This window comes from Vibrio sp. CyArs1 (assembly GCF_022432925.1).
Taxonomy (GTDB): domain Bacteria; phylum Pseudomonadota; class Gammaproteobacteria; order Enterobacterales; family Vibrionaceae; genus Vibrio; species Vibrio mediterranei.
The window spans coordinates 101,873-119,135 of the sequence record NZ_JAKRBO010000001.1 but is presented as its reverse complement, the minus strand read 5'-3'; the positions used below and the strand labels follow the sequence as shown (position 1 = coordinate 119,135).

The following is a 17,263-nucleotide window of genomic DNA, read 5'->3' as shown; positions in this document are numbered from 1 at the left end:
TTATGTCCGATTCAACCAAATCACTTAATTCATCATCTGCCCCGTCACCAGTACCATCACCTGCACTGGGCGGACAAGTGGCCGAGTTTTTCCGTAACTATTACATCTACTTTGTATTAGCAGCGATTGTTATTTTTCTAAGTAGTGTTAACTTAGATCAGTATGCACTGTTTGAGCGCGGAAACTTTCTTTATAAGAAAAACGTCATCAACATTTTACGTGTCTCCGCCCCACTGTTGGTACTAGCCGGCGCATTTACCTTGCTAATGGTTTCGGGTTACATCGACTTATCCGTTGGTAGCACCATGGGACTCACTGCGGTCATATATGCCCTCCTCGCCATCAATGGTGTTCCAATGTGGGCAGCTTTCTCCATTACCGTGTTTTGTGGTGTATTGCTGGGCGCTTTCAACGGCTTGTTAGTGGTGAAGTTTAATATCACTCCCGTTATTGCCACCTTGATTACCTTGAGTCTGTATAAAGGTATCGCACTGCTTCTAGTTGAAGATGGCGTGTCAGCCATCAAGTCCATGGGCGATCTAAAAATGCCAGCATGGTTTAACGACTATGGTCGCGATGCTGTTTTACTTGGATTGCCAATGGCATTTTGGGTCGCGGTGGGGGTTACGGCTTTGCTCATCATCCTACAAAACCGTTCTTTACTAGGTAAATACGCCGCAGCGACGGGTGGCAACCCAACGGCGGCTAAATTATCAGGTATTAAGACTGGGCTAGTCGTCTTCACGCTCTACGCCATTGTCGGTGCAACAGCTGCGCTTGCGGGGATTGCTCGTTCAAGCTTTATGTCGCTGGGTGACCCGTTGTCGGGTGATGGTATGGAGTTGACCGCGATTCTTGTGGTGTTAATTGGTGGTACAGCGTTTAGTGGCGGTGAAGGCAAAGTACTGCGTTCATTTGTTGGTGCATTGATTATCATGACCTTAACCGTCGGGATGCTCACTCTCGTACCTGCCTACTACCAAACCTTGGTAATTGGTGGTGCGCTATTAGCAGCGGCGGCGTCAAATCACTTGGTAAGCCGAAAGCGTAACGAAGGCTAATATTCATTACAACCTAAAGAGCCAACACGTGCGCCTAGCCCTGTTGGCTCTTACTATTTGGAAAGCCTTTCCCTACTTCTATCTATCTACTTCTACTTCCATTCTTTTACTTAAAATGTCTACTACCCTGATTTTTCGAATAAAATTGTATATGCTTAATGCAAGAAATTGACATTCAACAGGTGAAACATGGACGTTTTACGCATCATTTTACTGTTATCGACGATACTGCTGACAGGCTCATTAAGCGCTGAAGAAAATAGCTATTGGCAATTTGACAGTGATAATGATGGAATCACTATCTACACTCGAGAACACACCGATGGTTTAGTCGAAATCCGAGCGCAAATGTTTACACCAACAACTTATAGTGCCTTCTTAACCTTATTAGAAGATAGTGAAAACGTCCCCAACTGGATAGATAACGCCAGCCATAGCCGAGTGTTAAGGCAAATATCAATCAGCGAAAACATCGTTTATACCCAGTTTAAAGCACCTTGGCCAGCGAGAGACCGCGATATGGTTACCTACTCGAAGTATTGGGTCGACGATTATGGTTTCACTATCGAAATTAACGATGCGCCTGAATCCTCATTACCGAAACAAGAGGGTTATATTCGAATTACTTCTGTCGATGCGAGTTGGAATCTACAAAAGCTGACCAACGGTACGACACTTATCGAATACAAAGCCTATGCAGACCCTGGTGGAATACTACCCGACTGGTTGATGAATAAACTCTCTACCCAAAGTGCTAGAGCGACGTTCAATAATCTAAGAAATCAGTTACCGAGGTACCAACGCTACTCTCATCCACATCTGAAAGAATGAGCCCAATCAATACATTAATGATCCATCTCTCTTCATCTTTAGTATCAATGTTGTGAATTAATCTCCCCTCCACTCTCCATCACAGGGTCTTTTGTGCTATGATGCGCGCCCTCGCTGGTTGGCGCAGCAGTGAAATAAGAGAAAACCGCAGTGTTCAAAGCGGTCATTAAGCAAGCGTGAGATAGAATATGAGTTGTGAACTGGTTGTTGTCGTCGATAAATTTGGGAAACCAATCGGTACCGAAGAGAAGCTGGAAGCCCACCGTTTAGGCCTTAAACATCTGGCTTTTTCAGTGCTTATTTATCGTTATAACGCTGGCCAACTTGAGTTCTTACTTCAGAAACGCGCGATCAATAAATATCACAGTGGTGGATTGTGGAGTAATACCTGCTGTTCACATCCACGTCCAGATGAAGAGATTATCTCGGCTTCACAACGTCGTCTTGTCGAAGAGCTTGGCATAACGACCCCACTCGAACTCATCGATATTGGTACCGTTAGTTATTGTGCTAAATTCAGCAATGGTTTAACTGAGAATGAACTTGATCACGTGGTTATTGCTGAATCGAACAAAGTCGAGTTCAACCTTAATGCAGACGAAGCAGAACTGTGTGAATGGTGGCAGCAGTCTGATATCGAGCAAACGATGAAGGCGGAGCCAGCAACCTTCAGTGCATGGTTTCGGTTAGTTCTAGAGAAAACGACTCATCATCTAAGTAATTAGAACGACCATTTGATGTTGGCAAACAGCAGTGTTGAAGGGGTTGCTCCAAACAAGCTTCCAGAACTGCCATCAAAACGCTGTAATACGGTAAGCAATTGCCAGTCGTCAGACAATGAGTAGCTGTTCGATAAACCAACGAAAAAAGAGCCATCTTGATAGTAACTACCAGACATAGTAAATCGCGACAATGGTGTAATGTCGAAACCTAAGTCGGCGTAGCCCGTGAATTTAGTAAAACTCAGAGTTCTCGCGGTGAGAGGTAAAGTTAGATATACCGCCGCATCAATCGCTTGTTGTGGTTCACTAATATAAAGTACCGATGCTCGCCCTATCCAATTGCGTCTTCCACCAAAACTATAGTCAGTCTCAATACTTGATACGATGGTCTTTTCATAAGATTGACCTTGATACTCGGATTTCCATGGGTCAAACCATGTCAGCTCCCCTCGAAACCCAGCACCATTAATATCACCTGCAAAACCACCACCTAGAACGTAATCCAAACCTGATCGTCCAGCTAGAACCTGCATGTCCCAACCGTTGTGATTAAATAGATAGCGAGCAGAATATCTCTTTAAATTGCTGTCTTTGTTGGGACTGTAGACAAAGTCTATACTGCTCGCAAATCCAAGTTTGCGGCTGAGCGATATCGCATCGGTTCCTGGTCTTTCTTCATAGTCAAAGTCGTATATCGAGTACGAGTTATACAGATCGTTAGGATTCCAAATGGTGTTCATCGCCCAATTGACTCGATAACGTCCTATTCTTGAGCTCCAGTCATCCCCTTTCCAATCAAAATACAAACGGTCAAACTGACTGTTGATGATCATGTTGTCGTTATCGACCAGGTTTCTTGATAGGTCAAAATATCCGTTGTCCGCCGCAATAATCTCTGAATAGAACGGCGCACTCAAGCTATCGCCAGCGAGTACTCTATTGCGCATGCCTGCATTAAAACGAAATGAGGAAGAGAAGCGATACTCGTAGTTAAATCTCTGATGTATAAGGTGATCTAAGGTATTCTCTCCGTGATCTGGAATGCCCCCTGTCGCCATGTATTTCACATAACCGGTTAGGTCCCAGTTCTTCTCTGGCTGTAACCCCGGTATCTCCGCTTTCACTTCTACCATATAGACAGCTGCGCCAACGATAAAAATGGTGGTGACTAACTTTTTCCACATAACTAGTGTTCGAGCTCCGTGGTAAGCTCAGTTTGCAGTTTGTCGGACGCCAGTTTGCCATCTTCAAACACAATGACGCGCTTTGCCCTTTTTATCACTCGAGGATCATGGGTGGAAAATATAAATGTCGTTCCTTCCACTTCGTTCAGATGTTGCATAATATCTAGCAGTTCTGCGGTACTTTTGGCGTCTAGGTTGGCTGTCGGTTCGTCCGCCATCACAAATCGTGGTCTTGGCGCTAGAGCACGTGCGACGGCTACACGTTGCTGTTGTCCCCCAGACATTTTTGGTGGCCGTTTATCTTTCTGATTTTCAAGCCCCACTTGGGCCAATAACTCACTCGCACGCTGCTGACACTGCTTCTCTGCTACGCCTTGTAGTTGCATGACAAACTCGACATTCTCTTGAGCAGTCAGGACAGGTAATAAACTATAGTCCTGGAAGATAAACCCGATGTTGTCACGGCGAAATGCAATGAGTTGTTTCTCAGATAGCTGACAAATGTTGCTTTCCTCAATCCATACTTCTCCAGATGTAGGGGTATCAATGCCCCCTAACATATTGAGGATAGTAGTTTTTCCTGATCCCGAAGGTCCCATAATGGCGACAAACTCTCCCTGCTCAATCGTCAAAGATAAGTCTTGAACCGCATGCACCGGAAATTCACTTTTTGGGTTATAGATTTTATTAAGCTGCTTAATCTCTATGGTCATCTCAATTCACTTACCTTTTGATTATTTCTTATCAGACATGGCTTCAACGGGCTTCTGTTTAAGGATTTGTCGTGCAGGATAGAGCGCAGCCACTATAGAGGCGATAAACACGGTAACAAATACCATCAGGTATTGTTCATTGGAGACCGTTGGGAACAGTAACGTATCTACACCATAAGCACCTAACCCTTGCGCCATAGAGCCAAGTGACAACCCCGTGTGACCTAAAATAGCAATAAGTGCTTTGCTAAATACAATACCTAGAATGGCACCTAAGCTACCTAGTAACACAGTTTCTAGCATCACCAACATAAAAATTTTGTGCTTTTGCATTCCCACGGCCATTAAAACGCCAAATTCTTGAGTACGTTCAAAAACCGACATCAACATGATATTGACGATACCAAACGCCATCGCCACAACAAAAACCGTCAACATCACTTGATTACTGATTTTCATCGTATTAATCATGGTTGCCAATAGCGGTTGCAATTGATACCAACCTTGTACCACGTTACCACTTGGAATGAGCGACTGCAGGTCTGAGACAACATGTCGTACTTGCTCCTCACTGTTAGCGTTGGCCTTTGCGGTTACTTGGACGGCATACTCATGAACTCCATTAAGTTTTGCCAGAGATTGGATGTCAGACTTTCGGACTAAGACGTGACCATCATCGTAAGCAGATGATGGCGTTTTAAAGATACCGCGAACTCGGAATGCGGCTCCCGTTACCTCTCCTTCAGGGTCGGTAAACGTAATCACCACCTTAGAGCCCACTCGAAGCTTTAGACGCTGCGCATTTTTGGCCGACACTAATATCGGATTGCGACCTTTTTCATCAAGCCACTCCCCATCAACGAGACGTTCCGCAATTGGTGTAAAGTCAAGTTCATTGGCCGAGTCTATGCCCAATACCGTTACACCACGGGTGCTGCGAGCTGATGCCATCATGCCATCCACAACGAACCTAGATACCCACTGATTGATATTCGAGTTTGCCTCAAGTGCAGCTTCAATTTGCTTATCACCAATTACGGTGTCTTTAATATCAGGATTCTCATCGAACCTTTGATTATGGATCTGTAAATGACTGGTTTGCCAAGCAATAGCATTATGGACCATGTTGTCAGTCATACCATTCATGAATCCCATCATGGCAACCACCCCCACCAGTCCGAATACCATAGCGCCCGCCATGATCCCGGTGCGAATTTTGTTGCGCCATAGATTACGCCACGCCAATTTAATGAGCATGTGCTCCCCCTTTTAGCGCAGAAACCAGATTGAGACGATAGAGACGCCAACTTGGGTAGACTAGACACAATAATAAGATGAACGTGACAGCCACGGCTTGGGTCATAAATAACGAAAGATCGAGGTGAACCGGAAGAATCGGCTCGAAGCCGGCTTCAAGCATCATTTGAGCAGCATCACCTGTTATCTCGATAGGATTTAAGAAGAAATAACCTAGAACTGGCATGGTCAATAGCGTACCGATAACAATACCTAAAAGACAAATGAACGCCGATTCAATGAATAACAACCCCAGTAGTTGACGTCGTACCATGCCCGTTGCAAGCATAACGCCAAACTCTCGCTGCCGTTCCAGTGTCATCATCATGACAGTCGCAAACAAACCAAAACCAACAATGCCATATAAGATGTAAATTAAGAAAATTCCACCTGCACGATCCAAGGCAATTTGTTGCGCCATTTCAGGGGATAGGTCTTGCCAATCCCTAACTTTCAATTGATCCTGATAATGATCTTTAAGCTTTGTTTCGACAGTTGCAACGTCATCAAGGGAGTCGGTGTGCAATACCCAAGAAGTGACTTGATCACCAGTACTGTATAGCTCTTGTGTAAGCTTGATCGGCATATAAACCATTTGGTTATCCAGTGCTTTCACTGGGAAATGAAGCAATCCATTTACAGTGTAAAGCCCCGCAGCAGTGTGTCCTCTGTAACCTTGCCCGTAGAGTATTATTTCATCACCTACGTTCAGTTTTAAGTACGAGGCTAGTCCTTCACCCAATAAAACACCGTTACTGTCAGAATCGATAAAATTCCCAGAACTGACTTTACTACTAATATGTGAATAGCGATCTTCTGCTTCTGGATCCACGCCCAAAACCAACACACCCTTAGAGCGGTCATCGGCCGCAGCCAATGCTACAGACTCAAGTCTCGGCAAAATATAGCTAACACTGTTCATGTTCTTTAGATAAGGAAACTGCTCCAGGTCACCCGATATCACATCATCGATACTATTGCTTTCGGCATATTCTGGGTGCTGTAATTGAATGAGACCGGTATAAAAGCGTGCCGCGTTATCTATGTTGGCGTTGTAGCTTCCTTCTTGAAAGCTACGAGTTAACAGAGACAAAAAAAGGGCTAATGCCAACGCCGATGCGGTTAGCAAGGTTCGGCGTTTTTGTCGCCACAGATTTCGCCAAGCCAGTTTTAATAACATGATGAACGCTCACTCCTTGTTTTCATGTGGGCCTTAGTCACGTAACGCTTTCATTTGGCTTTGAGAGAAGAAGCTGTCTTCAATAGCAAAATTAAACTGTGCTTGATGAGTGATCATTTCTGTCTTGTGTCCGGGTTTGTCAGCTGGAATCATCTCCATACGTGTTGCCACTTTACGTCCACCTAATTCCTTGATATCAAAGGTTTGCATTGTATTTACCTTCTCATCAAACTCGTCATAGAACTCCGCTTTACGTTGTAAGAAAGTCTCTTTTGAAATCCACAGTCTTACCTTACTCCAAACTACTGGCGCATCCGGCTTAGTATAAGCGTCAATGACCCAAGTTTGCTCACCATCGAAACTCTCTTCTTTTACTAACTCATGTGTGTAATCAACCACAATAGAAGACTGGTTTATGAGGTCATCATTGGTAAAGTCCGATCCCATCCATGACTGTCCCAACATAGATGGCGCAATCTTTACCACCCTCTCAATATTCGGTAACCAGTTCCACATTTCCCGTTGACGTTTTAGCGAGGCAGAGCCTTTATCTTTTGCAGGTGCTGTAACCAAAACAAGGGAAAGATCTTGCCCTTTGGTCCAACTCTTCATACTCATTGTTCTCGTCCAATCAGGCCTGATAATACGCATGGTCAGTTCGGTATAGCTTGAGTCGCCTCTCATAGATTGGTCAGATTTGATGACGATATCCGATGGGCTTAATGCCAGGCTCGGTAGGGAAAACAGTAGTAGTAAGGCAGCAATAGCGCGCAATATAAATCTCATTGAGAACACCTGTTCTTATCGGTTTGGAAGACTATATCAATTCTTTAAATATATATTTGTGACACATGACATTTCCATAACTATCGAAGTTAATATTCTGCAATTTGCACCATATTGAGTCAATGCGATATCACTGCTGCTATTCGGGTGCAATTTTCGAATAGACATCACTAAAATGGTGCAAAACTCTATTTAAGGAACTCCATAGCTTTGAATAATCAGTAAGTTACGGTATGGCGTAGATCTTGTAAGGATTAATAGACCCCCATAAAAATTGCACACATTCAGGGAGAAGACGATGCAAGATGTCCTTACGATTGTTCTCGCAGGAGGCATGGGTTCACGGTTAAGCCCTCTAACCGATGACCGCGCTAAACCTGCCGTACCCTTCGGTGGCAAATACCGAATTATCGACTTTACGCTAACCAACTGTTTGCATTCTGGACTACGGCAAATTCTGGTTCTCACCCAATACAAGTCTCACTCCTTACATAAACATATCCGAGACGGTTGGTCGATCTTCAATCCTGAACTAAAAGAATTTATTACCGTCGTACCACCGCAAATGAGAAAAGGCGGCAAATGGTATGAAGGCACTGCCGATGCTATTTATCACAACATGTGGCTCCTCTCACGAAGTGACGCTAAGCACGTAGTTGTGTTGTCAGGCGACCATATCTATCGTATGGATTACGCAGCTATGGTTGAAGAGCACAAACAAACTGGCGCTAAACTTACGGTTGCTTGTATGGACGTACCTCGAGATGAAGCCAGTGCGTTTGGAGTAATGGCGACCAATGCTGAGTTGCAAGTAACAGCATTTGCTGAAAAGCCAGCAGATCCAGCGGCCATGCCGACAGACCCTCATCGTTCCCTTGTCTCTATGGGCATCTATGTATTTGATATGGAAACACTTCAGCAAGCTCTAGAAGATGACGCTGAACTGGATAGTTCAAGTCACGATTTCGGAAAGGATATCATTCCTAAGTTGATAGACTCACAAGGTGTTTATGCTTACAACTTCGGCCAAGATAAAGGCCGCGTGGCACGAGATTGCTACTGGCGAGATGTCGGCACTATTGATTCGTTCTATGAGGCGAATATGGACTTACTAGAGCCTGTTCCACCAATGAATTTATATCAAGAAAACTGGGGAATACGGACATATGAACCTCAGTTGCCTCCAGCACGCACTGTCCCTTCTGCGACTGGGAACGAAGGCATATTTATTAATTCGATTATCGCCAACGGTGTGGTCAATTCTGGTGGTTCAGTCCACCACTCCATTCTGTCATCCAACGTAAGAATCAATGATGGTGCGACCATTGCTGACAGTATTTTGTTTGGAGAGGTTACCGTCAGTGAAAACTGTCAATTAGCAAACTGTATTGTCGACAAGCACGTTGTCATTCCTGCCGGTACAGTGATTGGCCTAAACCCATCACAAGACGCGGAGCGTTTTCATATTTCAGAGAAAGGTATTGTTGTTGTACCGGAAGGCTATGTATTTGTAGACTAAAAATCTATGACATAAATTACAAAAGCCGCCAATATAACTTGGCGGCTTTGCTGTTTAGTTGCTATCTATTAGATAACGCAGACTTGTTCCCAACTACCGTCACTTCCTGGCACCGAGTTCGTCCACCATTTCGCTTTGTAAACCACTCCGTTGTGACTCATTTTATCACCACCACTCGCGTGGCTAGGGTCACCTTTCCAGTCCGTTTGAGGGAAGTTTGGATAAGCATTTACTCCGGTGGTATTACACGTTCCAGAGTTACCACCTCCATCGCCACCGCCATTATTCCCACCACCAGCGTTCAAGTCAGCAAGAGGAAGATCAGGCTGCTCGAACTTAAATGCATAGTCGACACCATTAACATTGACTGCATAATTAGCAGGACCTGAGATAGGTAGGTAGTACACCATATCCAGTTCATAGCTCGCCCCAGCAGCTAAACTCTTCCAGCTTGGTAGCGTAAAGGCGACGCGATGCATTGGTCCGTCTAGACCACCGATATTATTCGCTCTAGTATGACCAGAAGCGATAACTTTTAGTCCACCGCCAGACTGGTCTTTAGCGTTGTCCGGTGCCGATACTGGAATATCAAATTGAAACTCAGTGCCACCTGGAATGTCGGTGCCTGTATTGTTGGTGAAAGTGATTTTAGGATTGATTGGGTAATTTTGGTCACCTACTTTGAAACCATCGATAGAAACAGCAATATCAACAGCCTCAGTTGGTATCGCGCCCGTAGCAACTTTATTGCCATACGGGCTAGCACTCAAGAATTTGTCGTACATGGCTTTGGTCATGCTATTACCCATATGATATTCACCATTACCAGTTGCACATGCTTGTTCCGTAAGATCAACCGCTCCACGATTACCATTAGCGTCTAGTACATAACAGTTGTAGTCACCCGCAAGTTCCCAAAACATGATGCCACCGATTTCTTTATCAATAACGTATTGCGCTTTTACATCAATAGATTCTACATCTTCAGTAGAAAGGAAAACGTTCTTTTCTGCATTCCACAACCAAGGTGCGACGGCAACGCTGTCATAGTTACGAGTGTAGGTTCCTACAAACTTATCGCTTGGGTCGTTTACAGGATCTAAACCATAGGCTTGTGCATAGGAGCCCCAGATACCCTTTTCTAAGTTCTTCGCATGCCACATAGGGTTAGAACCTGCGCCCATTTCATTGCCGTTAACGTCCTTATCATGCCACATATTGTCGATACCTAAAGCACCGTATCCACAGTTGTTTTTCTCTCCTTCTCCCGTTCCCGCTGGGCATTCAGATTGATTCGGAAGTGGTGCTCGTCCCCATAGGCCGTTGTTGCCACCAGAAACGTTTTGCCATCCTCGGGTATAGTACGGAACACCAATATTGATTCGACCAGCAGGCATGGAACCACGGAAATAATGATAAGCCCAATCAGTGTTTAAGTACCCGATGCCACCATAAGCTGCTGTTCCATAGACATTCCATTGTGCCAGTTCAGAGTCTTCACCTGTGTCATAAAGGGCTGCGTTATGGCCTACATGGTCATTCCAGGCTCCGTGGAGGTCGTAGGACATAATATTCACATAATCAAGATATTGGGTCACTGACATGGTTTCCATACCACGCAGTAAGTAGCCTGAGGAAGGTGCCGCAATCGTCAACATATAATGCACACCATCTTGAGCACTGACCGCGTCCAGTTTCTCACGCAGTACTTTCATCAACACTTCATAAGACTTCCAAAGATGCGCTCTTCGGCTTTCTGCAAACGCTTTGTCATCTGGGTTACCCGCGCCTGCCATTGAGGTAGGATATTCATAGTCAATATCCAAACCATCAAACTGATACGTTCTCATCATTTCAACGGCTGAAGTAGCAAAGGTTTCAATTCCTTGATGATTAATCGAGCCATCAGCATTAGTGGTCATAGTATAGAAACCACCGTCAGCAACTCGTGTACCGTCGGTAGCGAAATGACCACCGGTCTCAGCCCAGCCGCCTATAGAGATAAGGGTTTTTACACCATGTTTCTTTTTCGCTGTCGCTAACGCCCCAAAATGGCCTTTAAAGCCAAGCGCAGGATCAACTTCCACACCAGGCCATTCCTGACCTACAGCTACATTGTTCGGATCATTAACGTCACCAATATTAACTTTGCCATCTGAGCCTATACTGACGAACGCGTAGTTGATATGAGTCAATTGGTCCCAAGGAATATCTTTAACTAAGTAGGCAGCCTGAGGATCATTCCCTGAACGCCAACTCGTAAAGTAACCAATTACTCGACGTGGGTGGTCCGCCCCCATCAACTCTCTCCCCTCTGCATCATAAATAGTGCAATAAGGTACCGTTATGCCTGGTGTCTGATATAAGCCATCTGGACGACAGTCAGTTTGTGATGTGTTCGCTTGAGCATTATTACCATATAGTGAAGCAGCACAAACCAGTGCTAATAAGCTTAGAGAACCTACCTTCAATGTAGGTGTGAGATTTCTAGTATGTTCCATTACGAATCCTTTCTTAACTAGTAGAAAATTTCACAATGATGCAATGAATCACAAGGACTACGACTTTTTTGTGAATTTACAATTCAATTACATCTCAGAAACACACTTTAGATACGACAAAAATAAAGTGTAACTTTTGAGCCGTTATTGAGAATTCTATTGATGGTTTTTAAGAAATGTCTCGCAATTAATTGCTGTTACACTGAAATGACGGGACACTTATTTTGCGTCAAGAATACAGATTAATAATGATTCGATAGGTTAAATAACAGAGTTTTATATTTCTTCCCAATACCACCGAAGTTAATTAAATAATGAATCGATCTTGCGTCAGTTTAATATGTTAATTACTTCGCTAACATACTAATTAAATGGAGAAAAATTTGCAGATCCATCCTATACTGGCCCAATAACTATCAATGACAAGGAATTGATCATGAAAGTACGTTCGTTATTAGCTGTCGCCATTTCTTCTGTCTTACTATTGGGCTGTGGCGCCAATACTACACAAGGGGCTGCAGAAGGCGCGGCAGTTGGTGCGGTCTCTGCTGGTATGTTGGGGGCACTTACCGATCTAATCGTTGATGGCGAAGTAGACACCTACCGATTGAGTCGAAATGTTACGGCAGGGGCTCTAGCTGGCGGTACTGCCGGAGCCGTAGATGGATATGCCAAAGACCAACAACAAGAAGCACAACAGCAGAAAGCACCTGCACCCGCTAAGCCCTCGTTAGATTTTGGTCCCGATATCGATGCTTCGGTGAACGCATTAATTTCCTGTCAACACGATAATGCATACCGCTCAGCACTTGCTGCCGAGAATGCATCTCAAGAATCTTATAAGGAAGCAGGAGTCGCTATGCAGGCTCTGATCGACTTTGACCGTGATAATACTGAAGGCGTTGATCGAGCGGTGAGCAAATTCGTTAAGATGAGTTCATCCATCAACGATCCAGCCGTCGCACAAACCCAATTAGAAGCATTCCATAAAGAACTACAGCAAGAACGAGAGATTGCTGGCCTATCCCCTAATTGCTCTTAACTGCGCATTAATTCGCCCATCATTACAGATAGATCAGGTTTAACACTTGAAGCCTGATCTATTTGCCCCAAACATAAGTAGCATAAATGCAATGCGCCCTCTTCATAATTAAGGTGCATTTACTACATTGGAATGTGAGGCAATACTATGAAATTTAGCTACGTAAACCCTACAGTGATTCATTTCGGCCAAGGCCAAATTGCACAGATCTCTTCTAGCATACCAACGACCTCCAAAGTACTCGTTATCTATGGCGGCGGCTCCATTAAAAGCAACGGAGTCTACGATCAAGTCGTTGAAGCTTTGCAAAATCACACATGGTTAGAGTTCTCAGGCGTAGAAGCCAATCCTACTAAAGAGACCTTAGATAAGGCTATCGAACTGGTTAAATCTGAAGGCGTTAATTATTTGCTCGCAGTGGGTGGTGGTTCTGTTATTGATGGAACTAAGTACATCGCCGCAGCGTCATTGCACGATGGCGACAGCTGGGACTTAATTACAGGCCAATATAAACCTGAAACAGCTGTGCCTATCGGGGTAATACTGACGTTACCAGCAACAGGTTCCGAGTCAAACATGGGCGCGGTTGTCACCAAGAAGTCGACTCATGAAAAGCTGGGCTTCATGACACCACTAGTTCGACCTCAGTTCGCAGTACTCGACCCGGATGCAATGAAGACATTGCCAGAGCGTCAACTGATTAATGGGCTTGTTGATGCATGGGTTCACGTTTGCGAGCAATACATCACTACTCAGACAGGCAACATGGTTCAGGAAGGGTATGCTGAAGTGCTGCTACGTAACCTGCTCCAGCTCGGAGCTAAGTTTGAGCAACGCGATGATGCGTGGCGTGAAAACTTAATGTGGACAGCTAACCAAGCACTTAACGGCTTAATTGGTACAGGGATGCCTCAAGACTGGGCTACTCATATGATCGGCCACGAACTGACCGCTCTTTGGAATGTTGATCACGCTCGCTCACTGGCGATTATTCAACCGTCACTGCTACGCAGTCAGATGACTTTCAAGCGTGGGAAAATTGAGCAGATGGGACGCAACGTCTTCCAATTAGAAGATAGCGATGATCTTGCGGAGCGCACCATCAGTGCAATTGAAGCTTTCTATGCCAGCCTAAATGTTGATGCTCAACTATCCGAAGTAAGCGGTGACAAGTCTGATGCAGTAGAGGCAGTCTTAGCGAAGCTTGAACAAAATGGCTATGTTAAGTTAGGTGAGAATCAAGCAATTACCCTAGACGTCAGCCGAGAAATTCTCACTAACGCGCTGTAAATTCTCAGTAGAACGCTGTAATTGAAACACATACCAATAACATCAAAAAAGCACCTGCCAAATGCAAGGTGCTTTTTTTATTTTGTCGTGAACAGCCTACAATACTGACTTTACACTGTTTCTCACCACTAGGGTTGGCTCTAACTGTACTACGTCAGGAACCTCTGTCGTTTTATCTATTTTGGCTAACAAGGTTTCAACTGCAGCTTTACCCAACCGATATTTAGGCTGGTGAATCGTTGTTAAAGCAGGCGTCATGTATTTTGCTATGTGAATATCATCATAGCCGATTATAGACAGCTCTTCGGGCACCTTTACGCCTTTGTCATGAGCGATATTTATGGCGCCCATCGCCATCATGTCATTGCACACAAATATCGAACTCGGTAATGCACCACGAGACATTAATATCTCTAGAGACTTAGCTCCACCATCACATTCAAAATCTGACTCAATAATCCAGTCGGGATTTAGTGGCAGCGAATGTTCTTTTAGAGCTTTTTTGTAGCCCTCGTAACGCATCAAAGCCTGATGGCGATTCAATGGTCCAGTGATACAACCAATTTCCCTATGCCCACATTCGATCAAGTGCTTAGTCGCTAGATAACCTCCTAGATAAGAGTTATCTTGAATTTTGTCACTTTCAAAATGGATAGGGCCCCAGTCCATTACTACCACCGGTATAGTTGGGTACTGGTCGAAAATATCTAGTTTCTCACCTTCTAGTGTCGAACACATAAGAATCAGCCCATCAACACGCTTTTGCAGAAGCGTATCGATGGATGCTCTCATGCGCTCAGTATCCCCTTCTGTATTGCACAGAATAAGGTTGTAGTTTTGATGATAACAGCTACGTTCTACCCCTTTCACCACCTCGCCAAAAAACGGGTTGGTTGAGGTTGTCACTAACATTCCAATTGTTCGTGTACGGTTCATTTTTAAGCTACGAGCTAGTGCTGAGGGGGCATAGTTCAGCTCTTTCGCTGCGCTATTCACACGCTCCGAAATCTCTTCACTCACAAACCGTGTTTTATTGATGACATGACTCACTGTCGATGTGGATACGCCAGCTAGTCTTGCTATGTCCTTCATCGTTGCCATTGGGCAATGCTCTCCGCTACTGCTTATGCATTGTAGTCGCCTAATATCAGCGCCTTATTTTAAGCTTTTTGCTCTAAAAACTCTTTTACTTCATCTAACGAAGGAATGGAAGTCTGAGCACCAAATCGAGTCACCGAAATAGCGGCAGCAGCATGAGCAAAAACGATCGCCTCTTCAATCGATTTTCCTTCAATTAAACCAGTAACCAACGCGCCATTAAATGTATCACCCGCAGCCGTGGTGTCCGTTGCATCTACTTTAAAACCAGGGATACGCACTCCACGACCATTTTGACTTAACCATACACCTTTTGAACCCAGCGTAATCATGACAATTTCAATGCCTTTACGGTGAAGTTCATTCGCTGCTTCTTGTGCTGACTCATCGTCAGTGACTGTAATACCAGTGAGTACTTCCGCTTCTGTTTCGTTTGGCGTGATCACATCAACACACTCAAGCAGAGAGTCTGGTAACGCCATTGCAGGTGCGGGATTTAGGACTACGTTAGTTTTCGATTGTTTTGCCAGTTTTGCCGCATACTCTATACCTTCAATAGGAGTCTCAAGCTGTGTCAGCAAATATTTTGCGTTTTCAATCATCGTCCTATGTGGTTCAACGCGAGCAGTAGTTAACTTTGCGTTCGCTTCTGCAGAAATACAAATACTATTCTCACCGCTTTCTGCTACTTGTATCATCGCGATACCTGTTGGGGTTCCTGGCTCCAATTGCACACCCGCGATATTGATACCGTCAGCTTTGAATGCTTCGCGAATGTTAATGCCAAACGCATCATCGCCTACACAGGCAATAAAGCCAGTATCTCCACCAAGGCGCGCCGCGGCTACAGCTTGGTTTGCACCTTTACCACCTGGAATCACTTGGTAATTCATACCGTGCAAGGTTTCACCCGGTCTAGGGAAAGAAGGAACTTGCAGCACATGATCTGCATTCACACTACCCAATACGATGAGTTTATTCATACATTGTTCCTTTTTACTCAAATAAATTAACTTGGGGTTGCCTTGATATGACAGGCCGAAATTAACTTGGACGAGACAGGCTTGCTTTATTCAAAGCTCTCCTTTTGTTAAAGGAGAGCTTTACTATCCTCAAAAGAGGGAGTCTGGTGATTATTCAGTCACTACTTTAAGTGGTACAGGAATGTACTCTTCGACTTTTTCGCCTTTCAGTACTTTATCTGCTGTTTCAACACCTAATGCACCGATCATGTCAGGTTGCTGAGCGATAGTTGCAGCCAGTTTGCCACGTTTAACCGCTGCCATACCGTCTTCTGTGCCATCAAAACCAACAATCATCACGTCTTTACCAGCTGCTTCAACCGCACGAAGTGCGCCCAGTGCCATTTCATCGTTCTGCGCGAATACCGCTTGAACATCAGGGTTAGCTGCTAGAAGGTTTTCCATTACATTCAGACCTTTAGTACGGTCAAAGTCTGCTGGTTGGCTAGCAAGGAGCTCCATTTGAGAACCTTTTACAGCGTTCATGAAGCCTTCACCACGTTCGCGAGCTGCCGACGTGCCAGCAATACCTTCAAGTTGGATAACTTTCGCTTTCTCACCTACTTTTTCCATAATGTAGTGACCAGCCATTTCACCACCGACTACGTTATCAGACGCGATATGACTAACTACGTCACCACGGCTTGCACCACGGTCAAGAGTGAGTACTGGGATATTAGAACGGTTAGCCATGCGAATTGCGTTAGATACTGCGTCAGAGTCTGTTGGGTTGATCAGAATCGCTTTGACGCCACGAACGGTTAAATCTTCGATGTTTGACAGCTCTTTGCTTGGGTCATTCTGAGAGTCCAAAACGATCAGGTTATAACCCAAATCTTTTGCTTTTGCCTCTGCGCCTTCTTTCATGGTTACAAAGAATGGGTTGTTAAGAGTAGATACAACAATTGCCATCGTGTCTTGTGCAGATGCCGTTGCAGACATCGAAGCAGAAAGTACCGCAGCAGAGATAAGAGTTGCTAGTTTTTTCATCGTTTTAGTCCTTTGTGTAGGGGGTGGC

At 44.6% G+C, this 17,263-nt stretch carries 15 protein-coding genes; 6 read left to right on the top strand and 9 right to left on the bottom strand.

The window, feature by feature from the left end; translation table 11 throughout:
- Window positions 1-2: 2 nt before the first annotated feature.
- From MMA19_RS00550 to idi, 3 genes are all read left to right on the top strand, one after another.
- The gene (locus MMA19_RS00550; RefSeq protein WP_006070496.1) at window positions 3-1,061 is read left to right on the top strand and encodes an ABC transporter permease; all 1,059 of its coding nucleotides are present in this window, start codon (window positions 3-5) and stop codon (window positions 1,059-1,061) included.
- Between the two features lie 189 nt (window positions 1,062-1,250).
- Window positions 1,251-1,892 (top strand): START domain-containing protein, encoded by a 642-nt coding sequence (locus MMA19_RS00545; RefSeq protein ID WP_240205210.1) that lies wholly within the window; start codon window positions 1,251-1,253, stop codon window positions 1,890-1,892.
- Between the two features lie 188 nt (window positions 1,893-2,080).
- On the top strand, window positions 2,081-2,617 hold the full coding sequence (gene idi, locus MMA19_RS00540) for an isopentenyl-diphosphate Delta-isomerase (protein ID WP_031494129.1): 537 nt from the start codon (window positions 2,081-2,083) through the stop codon (window positions 2,615-2,617).
- Here idi and MMA19_RS00535 read toward each other — a convergent pair.
- Genes MMA19_RS00535 through MMA19_RS00515 form a run of 5 tightly spaced genes read right to left on the bottom strand, consistent with a single transcriptional unit; the run spans window position 2,614 to window position 7,773 of the window.
- A complete protein-coding gene (locus MMA19_RS00535; protein ID WP_240205826.1) occupies window positions 2,614-3,747 on the bottom strand; it encodes a hypothetical protein in 1,134 nt (377 codons plus the stop codon). The two genes, idi and MMA19_RS00535, sit on opposite strands and share 4 nt — an antisense overlap.
- Window positions 3,748-3,800: 53 nt before the next feature.
- Window positions 3,801-4,511 carry an ABC transporter ATP-binding protein gene (locus MMA19_RS00530; protein ID WP_006070500.1) on the bottom strand — a complete coding sequence of 237 codons (711 nt, stop codon included), beginning with the start codon at window positions 4,509-4,511 and terminating at the stop codon, window positions 3,801-3,803.
- Between the two features lie 21 nt (window positions 4,512-4,532).
- Window positions 4,533-5,768, bottom strand: a complete 1,236-nt coding sequence (locus MMA19_RS00525) for an FtsX-like permease family protein (RefSeq protein ID WP_006070501.1) — start codon at window positions 5,766-5,768, stop codon at window positions 4,533-4,535.
- A complete protein-coding gene (locus tag MMA19_RS00520) occupies window positions 5,758-6,987 on the bottom strand; it encodes an FtsX-like permease family protein (RefSeq protein ID WP_006070502.1) in 1,230 nt (409 codons plus the stop codon). Before MMA19_RS00520 ends, MMA19_RS00525 begins: the two co-directional genes overlap by 11 nt.
- Before the next feature lie 33 nt (window positions 6,988-7,020).
- Complete coding sequence (locus tag MMA19_RS00515) at window positions 7,021-7,773, bottom strand: outer membrane lipoprotein-sorting protein (RefSeq protein ID WP_240205209.1); 753 nt, start codon at window positions 7,771-7,773, stop codon at window positions 7,021-7,023.
- 274 nt (window positions 7,774-8,047) lie between these two features.
- Between MMA19_RS00515 and glgC the strand changes: the two genes are divergently transcribed.
- Window positions 8,048-9,292, top strand: a complete 1,245-nt coding sequence (gene glgC, locus MMA19_RS00510) for a glucose-1-phosphate adenylyltransferase (RefSeq protein WP_346657515.1) — start codon at window positions 8,048-8,050, stop codon at window positions 9,290-9,292.
- Window positions 9,293-9,360: 68 nt separating this feature from the next.
- Here the strand turns inward: glgC and MMA19_RS00505 are convergent, their stop codons facing one another.
- Entirely contained in the window at window positions 9,361-11,793 is a 2,433-nt protein-coding gene (locus MMA19_RS00505; protein ID WP_240205207.1) for a glycosyl hydrolase family 18 protein, read from the bottom strand.
- Between the two features lie 436 nt (window positions 11,794-12,229).
- Between MMA19_RS00505 and MMA19_RS00500 the strand changes: the two genes are divergently transcribed.
- Both MMA19_RS00500 and MMA19_RS00495 read left to right on the top strand, forming a co-directional pair.
- Window positions 12,230-12,835: a hypothetical protein gene (locus MMA19_RS00500; RefSeq protein ID WP_124941922.1), complete on the top strand. Its 606-nt coding sequence runs from the start codon at window positions 12,230-12,232 to the stop codon at window positions 12,833-12,835.
- Window positions 12,836-12,982: 147 nt separating this feature from the next.
- Window positions 12,983-14,125: an iron-containing alcohol dehydrogenase gene (locus MMA19_RS00495; RefSeq protein WP_240205206.1), complete on the top strand. Its 1,143-nt coding sequence runs from the start codon at window positions 12,983-12,985 to the stop codon at window positions 14,123-14,125.
- 96 nt (window positions 14,126-14,221) lie between these two features.
- Here MMA19_RS00495 and MMA19_RS00490 read toward each other — a convergent pair whose 3' ends face one another.
- The 3 genes from MMA19_RS00490 to rbsB form a co-directional block, all read right to left on the bottom strand.
- The gene (locus MMA19_RS00490; protein ID WP_006070508.1) at window positions 14,222-15,226 is read right to left on the bottom strand and encodes a substrate-binding domain-containing protein; all 1,005 of its coding nucleotides are present in this window, start codon (window positions 15,224-15,226) and stop codon (window positions 14,222-14,224) included.
- Between the two features lie 59 nt (window positions 15,227-15,285).
- Window positions 15,286-16,206, bottom strand: coding sequence for a ribokinase (gene rbsK / locus MMA19_RS00485; protein WP_031494699.1), 921 nt, complete (start codon window positions 16,204-16,206; stop codon window positions 15,286-15,288).
- Between the two features lie 150 nt (window positions 16,207-16,356).
- A complete protein-coding gene (rbsB, locus tag MMA19_RS00480; RefSeq protein ID WP_006070510.1) occupies window positions 16,357-17,235 on the bottom strand; it encodes a ribose ABC transporter substrate-binding protein RbsB in 879 nt (292 codons plus the stop codon).
- Window positions 17,236-17,263: the final 28 nt, after the last annotated feature.

Bases quoted from the DNA above. Each gene is read 5' to 3' on its own strand.
- MMA19_RS00550 (WP_006070496.1), top strand. From the start codon at position 3: ATGTCCGATTCAACCAAATCACTTAATTCATCATCTGCCCCGTCACCA.
- MMA19_RS00545 (WP_240205210.1), top strand. From the start codon at position 1,251: ATGGACGTTTTACGCATCATTTTACTGTTATCGACGATACTGCTGACA.
- idi (WP_031494129.1), top strand. From the start codon at position 2,081: ATGAGTTGTGAACTGGTTGTTGTCGTCGATAAATTTGGGAAACCAATC.
- MMA19_RS00535 (WP_240205826.1), bottom strand. From the start codon at position 3,747: ATGGTAGAAGTGAAAGCGGAGATACCGGGGTTACAGCCAGAGAAGAAC.
- MMA19_RS00530 (WP_006070500.1), bottom strand. From the start codon at position 4,511: ATGACCATAGAGATTAAGCAGCTTAATAAAATCTATAACCCAAAAAGT.
- MMA19_RS00525 (WP_006070501.1), bottom strand. From the start codon at position 5,768: ATGCTCATTAAATTGGCGTGGCGTAATCTATGGCGCAACAAAATTCGC.
- MMA19_RS00520 (WP_006070502.1), bottom strand. From the start codon at position 6,987: ATGTTATTAAAACTGGCTTGGCGAAATCTGTGGCGACAAAAACGCCGA.
- MMA19_RS00515 (WP_240205209.1), bottom strand. From the start codon at position 7,773: ATGAGATTTATATTGCGCGCTATTGCTGCCTTACTACTACTGTTTTCC.
- MMA19_RS00505 (WP_240205207.1), bottom strand. From the start codon at position 11,793: ATGGAACATACTAGAAATCTCACACCTACATTGAAGGTAGGTTCTCTA.
- MMA19_RS00500 (WP_124941922.1), top strand. From the start codon at position 12,230: ATGAAAGTACGTTCGTTATTAGCTGTCGCCATTTCTTCTGTCTTACTA.
- MMA19_RS00495 (WP_240205206.1), top strand. From the start codon at position 12,983: ATGAAATTTAGCTACGTAAACCCTACAGTGATTCATTTCGGCCAAGGC.
- MMA19_RS00490 (WP_006070508.1), bottom strand. From the start codon at position 15,226: ATGGCAACGATGAAGGACATAGCAAGACTAGCTGGCGTATCCACATCG.
- rbsK (WP_031494699.1), bottom strand. From the start codon at position 16,206: ATGAATAAACTCATCGTATTGGGTAGTGTGAATGCAGATCATGTGCTG.
- rbsB (WP_006070510.1), bottom strand. From the start codon at position 17,235: ATGAAAAAACTAGCAACTCTTATCTCTGCTGCGGTACTTTCTGCTTCG.